Here is a 15,076-nt window from a genome sequence, read left to right on the forward strand (position 1 = left end):
CTGAGCCATGGCATCACAAGACATCATCGCCCGCTCCGCCACCACCACGCCGGTATCCTCGGTGCGCCAGGTCGACGAAGTGGCGAAACTCATCGACGTGTCCAAGTGCATCGGCTGCAAGGCCTGCCAGGTCGCCTGCTCGGAATGGAACGAGCTGCGCGACGACGTCGGACAGAACCACGGCACCTACGACAACCCGGCGGACCTGACCGGCGAGACCTGGACGCTCATGCGCTTCACCGAGTACGAGAGCGAGCCGGGCAAGCTGGAATGGCTGATCCGCAAGGACGGCTGCATGCACTGCGCCGAGCCGGGCTGCCTGGCGGCCTGCCCGAGCCCGGGGGCGATCGTGAAGTACGCCAACGGCATCGTCGACTTCAACCAGGACCACTGCATCGGCTGCGGCTACTGCATCACCGGCTGCCCCTTCGACATCCCGCGCATCTCGCAGAAGGACCACAAGGCGTACAAGTGCACCCTGTGTTCCGACCGCGTCTCGGCGGGGCTGGAGCCGGCCTGCGTGAAGACCTGCCCGACCGGCGCCATCGTCTTCGGCACCAAGGACGACATGAAGGAGCATGCCGCCGGGCGCATCGCCGACCTGAAGTCGCGCGGCTTCGAGCACGCCGGGCTGTACGACCCCGAAGGCGTCGGTGGCACCCACGTGATGTACGTGCTGCACCACGCGGACAAGCCATCGGTGTACACCGGCCTGCCGGACGAGCCGGCCATCAGCCCCATGGTCAGCCTGTGGAAGGGCGTGACCAAGCCGCTGGCGCTGCTCGGCATGGGCGCGGTGGCGCTGATGGGCTTCTTCCACTACGTGCGCACCGGGCGCAACGTGGTCGAGGAAGACGAGCCGCACAACGTCGAGCCGGCGGTGCACAAGATCGATCCCTCGGTGCATCCATACGATCCGAAGGGGCCGCAGTGACAGGTCGATCCCCTCTCCCGTTGCGGGGGAGGGGATCCGGGGAGTCGCATCATGAAGAAAGAAATCCAGCGCTACACCGCCAACGAGCGCAGCAACCACTGGGCCGTGGCGATCCTGTTCATCCTCGCCGGGCTGTCCGGGCTGGCGCTGTTCCATCCGGCGCTGTTCTGGCTCAGCCACCTGTTCGGCGGCGGACCGTGGACGCGCATCCTGCACCCGTTCCTCGGTGTGGCGATGTTCCTGTTCTTCATCGTCCTGGCGATCCGCTTCGCCAGCCACAACGGCATCGACCAGCGCGACCGCCAATGGCTCAAGCAGTGGCGCGACGTGGTCAACAACCGCGAGGAAAAACTGCCGGAAGTCGGCCGCTACAACGCCGGGCAGAAGCTGCTGTTCTGGGTGCTGCTGATCAGCATGCTGGTGCTGCTGCTGACCGGCTTCATCATCTGGCGCGAATACTTCAGCGCCTGGTTCGGCATCGAGATCATCCGCCTCGCCGTGCTGCTGCACGCCTTCTCCGCCTTCGTGCTGATCTGCTCGATCATCGTGCACATCTACTCGGCCATCTGGGTCAAGGGCTCGATGGACGCGATGCTCGGCGGCTGGGTCAGCCGCGCCTGGGCGCGCAAGCACCATTCGGCCTGGCTGAAGGAAGTGGGCAAGGGGAGGGAGCCGTAAGCCGCTGGTTCCGACCGTCTGCGTCCACGGATGCATCGGACCTGTAGGAACGGGCCATGCCCGCGAACCCCCGGCGCTGCCAATATGTCGCGCGCATGGCGCGCTCCTACAAGGAACACCGACAGCCGATAGGGAGAATGATGCGACTTGGCACCGCTCTTCGTAGGAGCCAGCTTGCTGGCGAAAGCCGCACTATCCGGCCACACCGGCGCTGAAGGAAAACCGGATCGCCAGCAAGAACCAGGCGTCCCCCTGGCTCCTACAGGTCCGGTGTCAAGCGGGCCATGTCTGCGAACGCGGGGGTCCGATAAACCTGTAGGAGCGAGCTTGCTCGCGAACGATCCCGCACCGGAACAACCCTGGGGTGGACGTATCTCTTCACGTCCACCAGATTTTCACGATGGGTCTTCCCATCAACCCGTTCACATCGCCCCTGGGGGCCAAGGAGTCCTGCGTGCCAGGCACCATTCTCGAACCGGGCCAGATCGAGGCCTCGGCGAACATCCCGCCTTTCCTCAACCTGCCGCCCCACGACCTGTTCGCCCGCCGCGCCGCGCGCCTGCGCCAGCTGGCCGAGGGCCATCCGCTGGGCGACTACCTGAAACTGCTCGCCTCAATCTGCAACACCCAGCAGCGGCTGCTCGACCGCACCCATCTGCCGTTGCCGGACACCACCGCCCTCGAACGCAGCCAGAAGCACGGCATGCCGCCCCTGGCCTACGAGACCCTGGTCCGCGAAGGCGCCTGGCTGCCGATGCTCGACGGCCTGCTGGAGCTCGCCCATGTGGACAATCCCGCCGTGGGCGACGCGCTGAATCGCCTGCGCGAAGCGGAGGACGGCCAGCGCAAGGCCTGGGCGCTGGCGCTGCTCAACGGCCAGTTCGACCTGCTGCCGGCGGCACTGGTGCCGTTCCTCGGCGCCGCCCTGCAGGTCGCCTTCAGCCACTGGCTGCTGTCGCTGCCAGAAGACGCCGTCAGCGAAACCGGCGCCTGCACCCTCTGCCCGGTCTGCGGCGCGCCGCCGGTGGCCGGCATGATCCGCCATCGCGGCCGGCACAACGGCCTGCGCTACCTGTCCTGCTCGCTGTGCTCCTGCGAATGGCACTACGTGCGGGTGAAGTGCAGCCACTGCGAGGAGAGCAAGGGACTGGCCTACTACTCGCTGCAGCGCGAAGGCATCGCCATCGACCAGGCACCGCTGCGCGCGGAAACCTGCCCCGGCTGCCAGGGCTACCTCAAGCAGTTCTACCTGGAGTACGACCCCGACGCCGAAGCCCAGGCCGACGACCTCGCCAGCCTGGCGCTGGACCTGCGCCTGTCCGAGGACGGCTACCTGCGCCGCGCGCCGAACCTGCTGCTGGCGCCGGGGGGAGAGGATTGACCGGCGGCTCCCTGCCCCTGAGAGAGGGCAGGGGGCATCGGCAACTCCGTAACTTCAAGTCTTCTAGACTGACCCATACCTCCCCGAACAAGGCTCCCCCATGACCTCGGTTCGCCTCCCGTCCATCGACCGCCTGCTGCGCAGCCCCGCGTGCCAGCCCCTGCAACAGCGCTACGGCCGCGAGGCCCTCCTGCAAACCCTGCGCGACCTGCTCGACGAACTGCGCGAACCGGTCCGCCATGGCCAGCTCGCCGCCGTCGAACTCAGCGAGGCCGTGCTCGCCGGCCGCGCCGGCGAACGCCTCGCCGCCTGGCACACGAGCAAGGTGCGGCGGGTGTTCAACCTCACCGGCACCGTGCTGCATACCAACCTCGGCCGCGCCCTGCTGCCGGACGAGGCGATCGAGGCGATCACCCTGGCTGCGCGCTACCCGCTCAACCTGGAATTCGACCTCGCCAGCGGCAAGCGCGGCGACCGCGACGACCTCATCACCGGCCTGATCCGCGAGCTGACCGGCGCCGAGGCGGTCACCGTGGTCAACAACAACGCCGCCGCCGTGCTGCTGGCGCTGAACAGCCTGGGCGCGCGCAAGGAAGGCATCATCTCCCGCGGCGAGCTGATCGAGATCGGCGGCGCCTTCCGCATCCCCGACATCATGGCCCGCGCCGGCGTGAAGCTGGTCGAGGTCGGCACCACCAACCGCACCCACGCCCGCGACTACGAAAACGCCATCGGCCCGCGCAGCGGCCTGCTGATGCGTGTGCACACCAGCAACTACAGCGTGCAGGGCTTCACCGCCAGCGTGCCCACCGCCGACCTGGCCGCCATCGCCCATGCCCACGGCCTGCCGCTGCTGGAAGACCTCGGCAGCGGCACCCTGGTCGACCTGACCCGCTGGGGCCTGCCCAGGGAACCCACGGTGCAGGAAGCGCTGCGCGACGGCGCCGACATCGTCACCTTCAGCGGCGACAAGCTGCTCGGCGGCCCGCAGGCCGGGCTGATCCTCGGCAGCCGGGAACTGATCGGGAAGATCAAGAAGAACCCCCTCAAGCGCGCCCTGCGCGTCGACAAGCTGACACTGGCGGCGCTGGAAGCGGTGCTCAACCTCTACCGCGATCCGGACCGCCTCGCCGACCGCCTCACCACCCTGCGCCTGCTCAGCCGCCCGCAGGCGGACATCCGCGCCCAGGCCGAACGCCTCGCGCCGCCGCTCGCCGGCCTGCTCGGCGGGGAATGGAACGTGGGCGTGGAAGACGCCCTCGGCATGATCGGCAGCGGCGCCCAGCCCATCGCCCGCCTGCCCAGCGCCGCCCTGTGCCTGCGCCCGCAACTACCCAAGCGCCTGCGCGGACGCGCCCTGCTGGCGCTGGAAGAGCGCCTGCGCTGCCTGCCGATCCCGATCATCGGCCGCCTCGACGACGACGCCCTGTGGCTCGACCTGCGCCAGCTCGACGACGAGCCGGCGTTCGTCGCGCAACTGCCGCTGCTGGCGGAGGGCGAGGCTTGATCGTCGGAACCGCCGGCCATATCGACCACGGCAAGACCGCCCTGCTGCGCGCCCTCACCGGAGTGGAAGGCGACCGCCGCCCGGCCGAGCGCGAACGCGGCATCACCATCGACCTCGGCTACGTCTACGCCGACCTCGGCGACGGCGCGCTGACCGGTTTCATCGACGTTCCCGGCCACGAGCGCTTCGTCCACAACATGCTGGCCGGCGCCTGCGGCATCGACCTGGTGCTGCTGGTGGTGGCCGCCGACGACGGCGTGATGCCGCAGACCCGCGAGCACCTGGCCATCGTCGAACTGCTCGGCATCCCCCGCGCGCTGGTGGCGCTGAGCAAGATCGACCGGGTGACGCCGCAGCGACTCGCCGAAGTGCGGGCGGAAGTCGAGGCGCTGCTGGCGCCGGGGCCACTGGCGGGAGCGCCGATCCATCCGGTTTCCAGCATCAGCGGCGAAGGCATCGAAGCCTTGCGCGCCGCCCTGTCCGAAGCCGCGCGGGAGACACGGGAAAAGGCCGGCGAGGGCGGTTTCCGCCTGCCCATCGACCGCGCCTTCAGCGTCAGCGGCAGCGGCGTGGTGGTCACCGGCACGGCATTCTCCGGCCGTGTGCGGATCGGCGACGAACTGCTGCTCGGCAGCGCCGACCGCCGCGTGCGGGTACGCGGCCTGCACGCGCAGAACCGCGCCGCCGAAAGCGCCCACGCCGGCCAGCGGGTGGCGCTGAACATCGCCGGCGAACGCCTGGGCGTGGACGACATCCATCGCGGCGACTGGCTGCTGGCGCCGGAGCTGCACGCGCCGACCACCCGCATCGACATCGACCTGCGCCTGCTCCCCGGCGAACCCCGCGCCCTGGCGCACTGGACGCCGGTCCACCTGCACCTCGCCGCCCAGGACGTCACCGGCCGCGTCGCCCTGCTCGAAGACGAACAACTCGCCCCCGGCCAGCGCGGCCTGGCCCAGCTGGTGCTGAACGCCCCGGCCCATGCCGTGCACGGCGACCGCCTGGTCCTGCGCGACCAGTCCGCCCAGCGCACCCTCGGCGGCGGCCGCGTCCTCGACCCCTTCGCCCCGGCCCGCAACCGCCGCAGCCCGGAACGCCTGGCACAGCTCGACGCGCTACGCGGGGCCGGTCTGGAAGAAGCCCTGCCGGTCCTGCTGGACCACGCCGACAACGGCCTCGACCCGGCGCTGCTGGCGCGCCAGTTCAACCGCCCGCGGGAAAGCTGGAAATTGCCAGACGGCGTCGAGCAGATCGCCACCCGCCAGGGCCAGCGGCTGTTTTCCTCGGCGCGTCTGATAGAGCTGGAAAGCCAGCTGCTGCATGCGCTGCAACGCTTCCACGAAGACCAGCCCGACGAACTCGGCCCCGACCGCGACCGCCTGCGCCGCTACGCCCTGCCGCAACTGGAACGCCCGGTATTCATCGCCCTGCTGGAACGCCAGCTCGCCAGCGGTGCCATCCACAGCAGCGGCCCCTGGCTGCACCTGCCGGATCACCAGGTCCAGCTCGGCGCGGAAGACGAACGCCTGAAGGAACGCCTCTGGCCGCTGCTGGAACAAGGCGGCTTCGACCCACCCTGGGTCCGCGACCTCGCCCGCGAAACCACCACCGACGAAGCCGCCGTGCGCCTGCTGCTGCGCAAACTGGCCCGCCTCGGCCTGCTGCACCAGGTGGTCAGGGACCTGTTCTACCCCGAGGCCACCCTCCGCCAGCTCGCCAGCCACGCCCTGCAATTGCGCGGCGACACCGGAATCATCCAGGCCGCCACCTTCCGCGACCGCATCGGCATCGGCCGCAAACGCAGCATCCAGCTACTCGAATACTTCGACCGCATCGGCTTCACCCGCCGCATCGGCAATGAGCATCGGATCAGGGAAGATTCAGCGCTGGCCCAGCCGCTGATCCAGCAACAACGGAGTGGATTCACATGAACTTCAGACACCGCACAAAACAACGAGGACCCGAGCCGACGCGGGAACTCACCTGTCAGCAAAGCAATGCCCAGGATTACGACGAATATCTGGAGCGCAAGATCGAGGCGGGCCGTGCTTCGATGAAGGCGGGGCGTGGTCGCTCAAATGAGGAAGTTGAAGCCGCTTTCGCTTTTCGCCGTGAGCAGGCGCTGGGCTGCGCTTCGGCGGAATATGGTCACCCGCCCGAGGCTGAGTGAAGAGAGCCTTGCGCCAGGGCGGTGGCAACACGTACTGTCCTGTAGGTTATCGACGACACTTCGACACTTCACCGGAAACGACAACGGAAGTCGGGGAAAAAGCCTTGTAAATCAATATGGAAGGCAATCACGCCCGGTGGCGTGGCCGGGCTTCAAACCCGGTGGGGGACGGCAGCCGTTCCTGGGTGAGTTCGACTCTCACTGCCTTCCGCCATTTTCCCCAGCCGTATCCTCGCCACCCTGCATCCACGCAGGGATATCCCTCATCCCATGCAGCACCCGCCACACGTCGATGTGGTCGTCGCGTTCGATGTAGAACACCAGATGGGGATAGCGCTTGAGCGCCCGGCACTGCAGGCCGGGGAGGTCGAGTTCGTGGGCGTCGCGGGATGAGCCGCTGTGGGGATGGCGGTCGATGTGGGCGAAGGCTTTTTCCAGGGTGTCGATGAAGCCGGGGGCTGTTTGCTCGGAAGCTTCGTTCAGGTAGTAGGTGACGGCGTCTTCGATATCCTGGTTGGCGAGCTCTCGCGGGATGACCGGCCTGGCTTTCATCCCCGGGGTTTCCGGACCCGGTTGCGCAACGATTCGAAGTAGGCGCCATCGGCAGGGGCGGTCGGCGCCGATTCCGCGCCGGCGAGCAGCAGGTTGCGCAGGCGCTGGCGGTCCTGGTCCCTGCGGATCAGTTCGCGCACGTATTCGCTGCTGGTGCCGTAGCCGCGCTGGGTGACCTGTTCGTCGACGAAGTCCTTGAGCGCGTCCGGCAGGGAGATGTTCATGGTGCTCATCGGCAAATCTCTTCCGAATGACAAAATTTGCCAAAACATACTAGCACCGCCGGCGTTGGCGGAAGGGCACGGCGGCCCCCACATATCCGCAAACCTCGCTACGCTAGATCATTGACCGGTCCGCGCCATACATCCCGCAGCAGCCACCGCAGGGGGTGCAGTATCAACGGCAAATTGCGTATCGCCTTTCTGTTCCTTGCCGCCCTGGGGGCTTGCGGGGTGGTGGTTGCCGATGATGGTTGGCAACTGGCGAAAGAGGAGAACGGCATCAGGATCTACCTGAAGGACGTGCCCGGCTCGAAGTACCAGAGCTTTCGTGGCGTGGTGCGGATCAAGGCCAGCGTGCAGACCATCGGCGACCTGCAGGAGAACCTGCGGGTCGCCTGCAAGTGGCTGTATGCCTGCAAGCAGCTGCGCCTGCTGAAGAACGACGGCGACGACACCTGGGTCTACATGACGCTCGACCTGCCGTGGCCGGTGGTGCCGCGCGATCTGGTCATCCACGTCAACACCTGGCGTACCGACGATGGCGGAATGGTGCGGGACTTGAATGGTGTCCCGGACTACCTCCCGCCAGTGCAGGGAGTTATTCGCGTGCCAGAGCTGGCCGGGCACTGGAAGCTGGTGCCGAAGGGACAGAACCTGACCGAGGTGAGCTACGAGATGCGCGGCGAGCCCGGCGGCAGCGTGCCGTCCTGGCTGTCCAACAGCTTCGTGGTGGATGCGCCGCTGGAAACGCTGCGCACCCTGCGCGCGGTGGCCGAGCGCCAGGGTGTGCGGGCGCCCAGCCAGTAGCGGCGGACCTACTTGCCGGTCTTGATGGTGTTCCAGGTGCGCGTGCGCACGCGGTCGATCTTCAGCGGCATGGCTTCGAGGGCGAACAGCCTGGCCATCTTGTCCTCCGGCGGGTAGATCGCCGGGTCGGCCTTGATCGCTGCGTCCACCAGCGGGTCGGCCGCCAGGTTGCCGTTGGCGTAGTGCACCGAGTTGCTGATGCCGGCCATCACGTCCGGGCGCAGCAGGTAGTTCATGAAGGCGTAGCCGGCCTTCTCGTCGGGTGCGTCGGCCGGCATGGCGACCATGTCGAACCACAGTGGCGAGCCTTCCTTCGGTGTCGAGTAGCGGATTTCCACGCCGTTGTTCGCTTCCTTCGCGCGGGCGGCGGCCTGCAGCACGTCGCCGGAGAAGCCGACCGCCATGCAGATTTCGCCATTGGCCAGATCGCTGATGTACTTCGAGGAATGGAAGTAGCGGATGTACGGGCGGACCTTCGCCAGCGCCTCTTCGGCCTTCCTGTAGTCCGCCGAGTTCTTGCTGTGGTGCGGCAGCCCCAGGTAGTTGAGGGTGATCGGCAGCAGCTCGGGGCCGTTGTCCAGTACGGCGACGCCGCACTTGCTGAGTTTCTCCATGTACTCCGGCTTGAAGAACACATCCCAGGAATCCAGTGGCGCGTCGTCGCCCAGCGCGGCCTTCACTTTCGCCGGGTTGTAGCCGATGCCGGTGGTGCCCCACAGATAGGGGAAGCCGTGTTCGTTGCCGGGATCGTTGACCTCCAGCGCCTTCATCAGCACCGGGTTGAGGTTCTTCCAGTTCGGCAGCTGGCTCTTGTCCAGCTTCTTCAGCGCGCCGGCCTGGATCTGCTTGGCCATGAAGTGGTTGGACGGCACCACGATGTCGTAGCCGGACTTGCCGGTCATCAGCTTGCCGTCCAGCGTCTCGTTGCTGTCGTAGACGTCGTAGCTGGTCTGGATGCCGGTCTCCTTGCTGAAGTTCGGCAGGGTTTCCGGGGCGATGTATTCGGACCAGTTGTAGATCTTCACCGTTTCGGCCTGGGCGGCGCCGGCGGAAAGGGAGATCGCGATGGCGAGGGTGCGGAGCAGCGGGGCGGTGCTTTTCATTGTTCTGGTTCCTGGCGTGACGCACATTCGAAGCGGGCGACCGGTGGCCGCGTTGCGCAAGAATTAACCTGATCGGCGGAGGATGGGGAGGGGCGCCGGTTGTCTGCGGGTCCGCAGAGAAGAACCGGCCTCCCCTGTTCCGCCGCCAGCCGCTGCGGCATCATCGGCAGCCATGCAGCCAAACGAATCCCCCGCGGCGGACAGCCACCTCACCGAAAGCACCCGCGAAGTCGTGCTGCGCTACCACCACAGCTGGAAGCGCCGCGACCTCGAGGCGGCGCTCGCGCTCTACCATCCCGAGGTGGAGTACAACGACTATTTCCAGAACCTGCGGATGGGCCTGGCCGACCTGCGCGACTACGTGAAGGCGACCATGCCCAGCCGGCAGGACGAATTCCTCGACCATATCGACCGCGTCCGCGTGGACGGCGACACCGCCTTCATCCAGTACCGCACGGCGATCACCTTCGGCGGCAGCCTCGCGGTGTTCCATTCCAGCGAAGCGATCACTGTGCGCGACGGGCTGATCTGGCGGATCAACGAGTACGCCTCGCTGGTCCGCGAAGGCAGCGGGCAGCGCCAGCAGGTCAGCGATACCCGCTCGGCGACCAGCCGATTGGGGCTTTCCGCCCGGCAACTCAGTCAGCTGGCGAACGACCTTGAAGACTATTTCCGCAAGGCGCAGCCCTATCTCGCGCCCGACCTCGACCTGTCGCAGGTGGCCAGCGCCACCGGCTACACGCGCAACCAGATTTCCTACCTGCTCAACCAGGTGATGGGACTGAGCTTCTACCAGTACGTGAACCAGACGCGCCTGCGCCACCTGCTGGAGCAGTTGCGCCCGCCGCTGCCCGAACGCATCGACGAGATGGCCTTTGCCGCCGGCTTCAATTCGCTCTCGGCCTTCTACCGCTGCTTCCGCCAGCACACCGGCAAGTCGCCGCGCGAGTACATGCGCCAGCTGAAAGGCTGAGCCGGCGTTTTTCTCCGCGTACCCGCGCGCACGACAGAAGGTCCGTGCCCTTCTAGCCTTGCCGTCATTCCTACCACCCGTTTCCGGAGTCGCCCATGTCGGCATGGCGTCATATCAGCTTGTGGATGAATCAACTGGACGACGACCTGGTCCCGCGCCCGTCCCTGGAAGGCGCGCTGGAGGTCGACGTGGCGATCGTCGGCGCCGGTTATACCGGGCTGTGGACGGCCTACTACCTGAAGACCCAGGCGCCGCAGCTGAACATCGCCATCGTCGAGGCGGAAACCGCCGGCTTCGGCGCCTCGGGGCGCAACGGCGGCTGGCTGATGGGCAACCTGCTGGGTGAAGACCGCCTGCTCGCCGGGCTGCCCCGCGAGCGGCGCATCGAGTCCTACGGCCTGCTGCACGACATTCCGGACGAGGTCGCGCAGGTGCTGCAGCGCGAATCCATCGACTGCGACTACCGCAAGGGCGGCGTGCTGTACTGCGCCGCGCGCTATCCGGAACAGGCGCGGCGGCTGCGCGAATACCTCGCGGAACTGCGTGCCGAGGGCCTGGGCGAGGCCGACTACCGCTGGCTGACGCCGGCCGAGCTGAGCGGCCAGCTGCGCATCGAGGGCGCGCTCGGTGCGCTGTACACGCCGCATTGCGCGACCATCCAGCCGGCCCGGCTGGCCCGCGCCCTGGCCTCTGCCGTCGAACGCCTGGGCGTACAAGTCTTCGAGAAAAGCCGCGTCAGCCACTGGCAGCCCGGCCTGCTGCGCACCGAAAGGGGCGAACTGCGCGCGCAATGGGTGGTGCCGGCGGTGGAAGGCTATGCCGCCAGCCTGCCGCCGCTGGGCAACTACCAGTTGCCGGTGCAGAGCCTGCTGGTCGCCACCGAGCCGCTGCCGGAGTCGGTCTGGGCCGAGATCGGCCTGGAACGCGGCCAGGCCTTCAGCGAGAACAGCCGCCAGGTCACCTACGGCCAGCGCACCCTGGACAACCGCCTGGCCTTCGGCGCCCGCGGCGGCTACCGATTCGGCGGCAAGCTGCGCACCGACTTCAGCCTGACCGATGATGAAGTGGAGTTGCGCCGCTATCTGTTCGGCGAGCTGTTCCCGCAACTCAAGGACGCACGCATCACCCACACCTGGGGCGGCAACCTCGGCATGTCGCGGCGCTTCCATCCACATATGCTGGTCGACCGGCGCAACGGCATCGCCCTGTCCGGCGGCTATGGCGGCGAGGGCGTTGGCGCGACCAACCTCGCCGGCCGCACCCTGGCCGACCTGATCCTCGGCCGCGAAAGCCTGCTCACCCGCCAGCCCTGGGTCATCCACGACCGCCCACTGGAAGCCAGCCTGCGCCGCTGGGAGCCGGAGCCGTGCCGCTGGCTCGGCTACAACGCGATCATCCGCAGCTTCGTGCATGAGGACGACGTGCTGGCTAATCCCGCCAGCCCGCCGTGGCGCCGCCGCCTCGCGGAGAAACTGGCGGCGACCATGGAAGGCCTGATGGTCGGCTGAGCGCCACGAGAAGAAACCAACCCACCCTGGAGTCCCGAATGAACATCACCCACCTGAAGAACACCACCAACGCCGCGCTTGGCGAAGCCGCTGCGGTTGCCGTCCCGGTCGGCGAGCCGGTGCCGATGACGCGCGTGGAGGCCGTGGAGCGGCCGGACCAGGTCGAAACCGGCATCTGGGAATGCTCGCCCGGCCGCTTCCGCCGGCAGATCGTCGAGCAGGAGTTCTGCCACTTCATCGCTGGCCGCGGCACCTTCACCCCGGACGGCGGCGAGCCCATCGCCTTCGCCGCCGGCGATGCCTTCCTGCTGCCGGAGAACAGCCTGGGGGTGTGGGATATCCAGGAAACGGTGCGCAAGACCTATGTGATCATCCAGCGCTGAATAGGGCAGGTGGTGGATGAAAGAAGCCTCATCCACCCTACGGAAACGCATGCTTTTCGTAGGAGCGAGCTTGCTCGCGATCCATGGTTTCGACCGGCACCCCGTCATCAGGGGAAACACCGGATCGCGAGCAAGCTCGCTCCTACGAAGAGCGGCCCGATCCACCACGACCGCCCATCCGCCGCCAACATCACTCCACCGGAAAATCGAAATAGCTGTCCGGGAACGGCTCGTTGCGCAGGGTGTAGTGCCACCACTCTTCCGCGTAGGGCTCGAAGCCGTGGCGGGTCATCAGGTTGCGCAGGGTTTCGCGGTTCTGCGCCTGGGCCGGGGTGATCAGCGAAGTGTCGTGGTGGGAGATGGGGCCGAAGAAGTCGAACGGACTGCCCATGTCCAGTTCCCTGCCGCTGCCGTCGACCAGGGTGAGATCCACCGTGCTGCCGCGGGAGTGGCCGGACTTCTGGGCGATGTAGCCGAGGCGGAACAGGTCGCGTTTGTCCACGTCCGGGTAGAAACGGCTCTTCATCTGCGTGTCGCCGGGATCGGCCGCCCAGCGCTGGAAGTCGTTCACCGCCCGCTGCGGGCGATAGCCGTCGAAGATCTTGAAGCGCAGCCCCTGCCGGCGCAGGTCGAATTCGGCGGCGGCGAGGGCGGTGGCGGCGGGGCGGCTGAGGATCACCCGCTCCTCCTCGTAGCCGTCGATGCGGCGGCCGACGAAGTTGTCGCCGTTGTAGTAGCGCACATCGTAGATCGCCGAGGTCAGCACCTGGTCGAGGTAGACGAAGCCGGGTTGCAGCGGCGTGTCGCGCGGAGTGGCGCAGGCGCCGAGCAGGGCGAGCAGGAACAGCAGGAAGAGGCGGCGGTTCATCGCGCGATTCCTCCGGCAGGGTTGGGTTCAGGTTCTGAGGGCCTGGACGCCGTCGTCGTCGGGGTCGAAGGCGTCCAGGCGCATGCGTTCGGCGAAGGCGTCCAGCGCGGCCTGGCCCTGGAGCAGTTCGCCGCGGGCGGCGGGCCAGTCGTCCGGCTTCAGGCGGATCATCCAGCCTTCGCCGTAGCAGTCCTGGTTGATCAGGCCGGGGCGGCGCACCACCGCGTCGTTGCTCACCAGCACGGTGCCGGCCAGCGGGCTGCGGGCGGAGGAGGCGGCCTTGGCGAATTCCACCACGCCGAAGCCGCGGTCCTTGTCGATGTGCCAGCCGTCGCGCTTCGGGGTGAAGGCGAAGATCTGCCCGTACAGCGCGCAGCCGTAGGACGTCAGGCCGAGGGTCAGGCTGCCGTCGCCCTCCCTGCGCAGCCAGAGGTTGTACGCCGGGGCGTAGAGCAGCTCCTCGGGGAACTCCAGGCGGCCGAGCTTCACAGCGTCAGCACCCGGTCGTATTCGAGGATCATCCGCGCCAGCTCGCCGCCGCTGGCGATCTCGTCGAGCTCCTCGATCAGCGCCTCTTCGTCGATCGGCACGCCCGGCGCGCGGCACATCAGCAGGCGCACGCCGGCTTCCTTGGCCTGCTGGATGAAGTGGCTGATCGGCTCGCCGCCCTCGGCCGCGTAGAGGTTGTCGACCACGTCCTGGCGGGCCAGGCGGATGCCTTCGCCGCTGAGGAAGATGGTCACCTCGGCGTCCATGCAGGCCAGCAGGGTGGCGGTGTAGAAGGGCGCGGCGCAGCGGGCCGGGGTGCTCGGTCCGCTGTTGACCACGATCAGTACGCGCTGCGGCTCACTCAAAGGGGTTTCTCCAGTTGCACCAGGGCGACCCGATGGCCTTGCGGGTCGCTGCGCTCGACGATGCCGAACGGCCGGTATCCCAGCCGAGTGTAGAGCAACAGGCCGGCGGCGTTGGCGTTGAAGCAGGAGATCTTCATCGCCCGCGCGCGGTAGCGCTCGCGGGCCAGCCCTTCCATCACGCCGACCAGGTACTGCGCCACGCCATGCCCGCGCGCCCAGGGCGCGACCAGCATGTTGCCGAGGGCGCAGCTTTCGCCGGGATTCCACTGGTAGAAGTTGGCGAAGCCAGCGATGCGTCCGTCGAGCAGGGCGACGGTGCTTTCCCGGCGTTCGGCCAGGGCGGCGGCGAGCTGGCCGACGGTCAGCGGCCAGCTCGCCTTGGGGTAGGCGTAGAAGAGTTCGTCGCGGTCCTGGGGAAAGCCGACCACCTCGTCGAGGTCGCCGGCCGTGGCGGGTCGATGCGTCAGTGCGGGTTTTTCCACAGGCGTTCCTTCATCAGTGTGGCGGGTACTGGGCGAGCACCTTCTGCACGGCTTCGCGGATTTCCGCTTCGCGCTCGGCCGGATTCGGGCTGGTCTTGTACACCGTCTTCGCGCCGCTGCCGCGCCAGACCAGCTTGCCGTCCTTGCCGTCGAGCAGGTCGATCTGGATGGTGGCGACGTTGTAGTAGACGGTGCGCGACTCGACGTAGGGCGCGCCCCAGTAGCCGCCGCAGCAACCGCCACCCCAGCCGTACCAGCCGCCGTAGCTGCTGGTGTACTGGTCCTGGCGCTGGTCGACGATCAGGTAGGCACGCGCCTTCAGGTCGGCGGCGGAGCCGGACGCCGCCGGGCGCAGGCCGCGCTGGTCGAGCTGGCTGGCGACGGCGTCGCGGATGCGCTGTTCGGTGATGTCGCTCTTGATCCGCGGATCGTCGGGCTTGTATTCGAAGGGCGGTTGCGCCCAGGTCCAGGTGCGGTAGGCGGCGAAGTCGCGGCTCTTGTCGTAGTCCCGGTTCACGCTGATGGTTTCGCAGGCTGCGAGGCTGAGTACCAGGCCTAGCAGTAACAAGCGGCGGATCATGATCGCGGTCCTCAAGATAGAGAGTTCCATCGAAACGCAGACCCTGGCCGAACGCAAGTGATTCGTATCAACGCA

At 67.6% G+C, this 15,076-nt stretch carries 18 protein-coding genes and 1 tRNA gene; 11 read left to right on the forward strand and 8 right to left on the reverse strand.

Annotation, left to right across the window (positions count from 1 at the left end; genetic code table 11):
• Positions 1 to 7: 7 nt before the first annotated feature.
• From fdxH to BLR75_RS11695, 7 genes are all read left to right on the forward strand, one after another.
• Positions 8 to 934, forward strand: a complete 927-nt coding sequence (gene fdxH / locus BLR75_RS11665) for a formate dehydrogenase subunit beta (protein WP_084314179.1) — start codon at positions 8 to 10, stop codon at positions 932 to 934.
• A gap of 51 nt (positions 935 to 985) precedes the next feature.
• A complete protein-coding gene (locus tag BLR75_RS11670; RefSeq protein ID WP_084314178.1) occupies positions 986 to 1,612 on the forward strand; it encodes a formate dehydrogenase subunit gamma in 627 nt (208 codons plus the stop codon).
• A gap of 454 nt (positions 1,613 to 2,066) precedes the next feature.
• The gene (gene fdhE, locus BLR75_RS11675) at positions 2,067 to 2,993 is read left to right on the forward strand and encodes a formate dehydrogenase accessory protein FdhE (RefSeq protein ID WP_084314177.1); all 927 of its coding nucleotides are present in this window, start codon (positions 2,067 to 2,069) and stop codon (positions 2,991 to 2,993) included.
• 100 nt (positions 2,994 to 3,093) lie between these two features.
• Positions 3,094 to 4,500, forward strand: a complete 1,407-nt coding sequence (gene selA / locus BLR75_RS11680; protein ID WP_084314176.1) for an L-seryl-tRNA(Sec) selenium transferase — start codon at positions 3,094 to 3,096, stop codon at positions 4,498 to 4,500.
• Entirely contained in the window at positions 4,497 to 6,431 is a 1,935-nt protein-coding gene (gene selB / locus BLR75_RS11685; RefSeq protein WP_084314175.1) for a selenocysteine-specific translation elongation factor, read from the forward strand. Before selA ends, selB begins: the two co-directional genes overlap by 4 nt.
• Positions 6,428 to 6,670, forward strand: a complete 243-nt coding sequence (locus tag BLR75_RS11690) for a hypothetical protein (protein WP_084314174.1) — start codon at positions 6,428 to 6,430, stop codon at positions 6,668 to 6,670. The genes selB and BLR75_RS11690 overlap by 4 nt, the downstream gene beginning before the upstream one ends.
• Before the next feature lie 118 nt (positions 6,671 to 6,788).
• Positions 6,789 to 6,884: transfer RNA gene (locus BLR75_RS11695), tRNA-Sec, on the forward strand.
• Here the strand turns inward: BLR75_RS11695 and BLR75_RS11700 are convergent.
• Both BLR75_RS11700 and BLR75_RS11705 read right to left on the reverse strand, forming a co-directional pair.
• A complete protein-coding gene (locus BLR75_RS11700) occupies positions 6,869 to 7,222 on the reverse strand; it encodes a type II toxin-antitoxin system RelE/ParE family toxin (RefSeq protein WP_084314173.1) in 354 nt (117 codons plus the stop codon). The genes BLR75_RS11695 and BLR75_RS11700 overlap by 16 nt on opposite strands.
• Positions 7,219 to 7,455, reverse strand: a complete 237-nt coding sequence (locus BLR75_RS11705; RefSeq protein WP_084314172.1) for a type II toxin-antitoxin system ParD family antitoxin — start codon at positions 7,453 to 7,455, stop codon at positions 7,219 to 7,221. The genes BLR75_RS11700 and BLR75_RS11705 overlap by 4 nt, the downstream gene beginning before the upstream one ends.
• 162 nt (positions 7,456 to 7,617) lie before the next feature.
• Here BLR75_RS11705 and BLR75_RS11710 point away from each other — a divergent pair, with 162 nt between their 5' ends.
• Positions 7,618 to 8,250 carry an START domain-containing protein gene (locus tag BLR75_RS11710; protein ID WP_084314270.1) on the forward strand — a complete coding sequence of 211 codons (633 nt, stop codon included), beginning with the start codon at positions 7,618 to 7,620 and terminating at the stop codon, positions 8,248 to 8,250.
• Between the two features lie 8 nt (positions 8,251 to 8,258).
• Here BLR75_RS11710 and BLR75_RS11715 read toward each other — a convergent pair whose 3' ends face one another.
• Positions 8,259 to 9,353: a polyamine ABC transporter substrate-binding protein gene (locus BLR75_RS11715; RefSeq protein WP_084314171.1), complete on the reverse strand. Its 1,095-nt coding sequence runs from the start codon at positions 9,351 to 9,353 to the stop codon at positions 8,259 to 8,261.
• A gap of 235 nt (positions 9,354 to 9,588) precedes the next feature.
• On the opposite strand from BLR75_RS11715, the gene BLR75_RS11720 reads away from it, so the two are divergent.
• The 3 genes from BLR75_RS11720 (at position 9,589) to BLR75_RS11730 (ending at position 12,217) form a co-directional block, all read left to right on the forward strand.
• A complete protein-coding gene (locus tag BLR75_RS11720; protein WP_307638751.1) occupies positions 9,589 to 10,326 on the forward strand; it encodes an AraC family transcriptional regulator in 738 nt (245 codons plus the stop codon).
• Between the two features lie 95 nt (positions 10,327 to 10,421).
• The gene (locus BLR75_RS11725; protein WP_084314169.1) at positions 10,422 to 11,834 is read left to right on the forward strand and encodes an NAD(P)/FAD-dependent oxidoreductase; all 1,413 of its coding nucleotides are present in this window, start codon (positions 10,422 to 10,424) and stop codon (positions 11,832 to 11,834) included.
• A 38-nt stretch (positions 11,835 to 11,872) separates the two neighbouring features.
• Complete coding sequence (locus tag BLR75_RS11730; RefSeq protein WP_084314168.1) at positions 11,873 to 12,217, forward strand: cupin domain-containing protein; 345 nt, start codon at positions 11,873 to 11,875, stop codon at positions 12,215 to 12,217.
• A gap of 190 nt (positions 12,218 to 12,407) precedes the next feature.
• On the opposite strand, the gene BLR75_RS11735 is transcribed toward BLR75_RS11730, so the two are convergent.
• The 5 genes from BLR75_RS11735 to BLR75_RS11755 are packed head-to-tail and all read right to left on the reverse strand — an operon-like array spanning position 12,408 to position 15,001.
• Positions 12,408 to 13,085, reverse strand: a complete 678-nt coding sequence (locus tag BLR75_RS11735; RefSeq protein WP_084314167.1) for a M15 family metallopeptidase — start codon at positions 13,083 to 13,085, stop codon at positions 12,408 to 12,410.
• Between the two features lie 27 nt (positions 13,086 to 13,112).
• Positions 13,113 to 13,574 carry a glycine cleavage system protein H gene (locus BLR75_RS11740; protein WP_084314166.1) on the reverse strand — a complete coding sequence of 154 codons (462 nt, stop codon included), beginning with the start codon at positions 13,572 to 13,574 and terminating at the stop codon, positions 13,113 to 13,115.
• Entirely contained in the window at positions 13,571 to 13,939 is a 369-nt protein-coding gene (locus BLR75_RS11745) for a DsrE family protein (RefSeq protein WP_084314165.1), read from the reverse strand. Before BLR75_RS11745 ends, BLR75_RS11740 begins: the two co-directional genes overlap by 4 nt.
• Positions 13,936 to 14,421 (reverse strand): GNAT family N-acetyltransferase, encoded by a 486-nt coding sequence (locus BLR75_RS11750; protein WP_084314164.1) that lies wholly within the window; start codon positions 14,419 to 14,421, stop codon positions 13,936 to 13,938. Before BLR75_RS11750 ends, BLR75_RS11745 begins: the two co-directional genes overlap by 4 nt.
• A gap of 13 nt (positions 14,422 to 14,434) precedes the next feature.
• Positions 14,435 to 15,001 (reverse strand): DUF4136 domain-containing protein, encoded by a 567-nt coding sequence (locus BLR75_RS11755; protein ID WP_084314163.1) that lies wholly within the window; start codon positions 14,999 to 15,001, stop codon positions 14,435 to 14,437.
• Positions 15,002 to 15,076: the final 75 nt, after the last annotated feature.

This window comes from Pseudomonas jinjuensis, from assembly GCF_900103845.1.
In the GTDB taxonomy this organism is placed as follows: domain Bacteria; phylum Pseudomonadota; class Gammaproteobacteria; order Pseudomonadales; family Pseudomonadaceae; genus Pseudomonas; species Pseudomonas jinjuensis.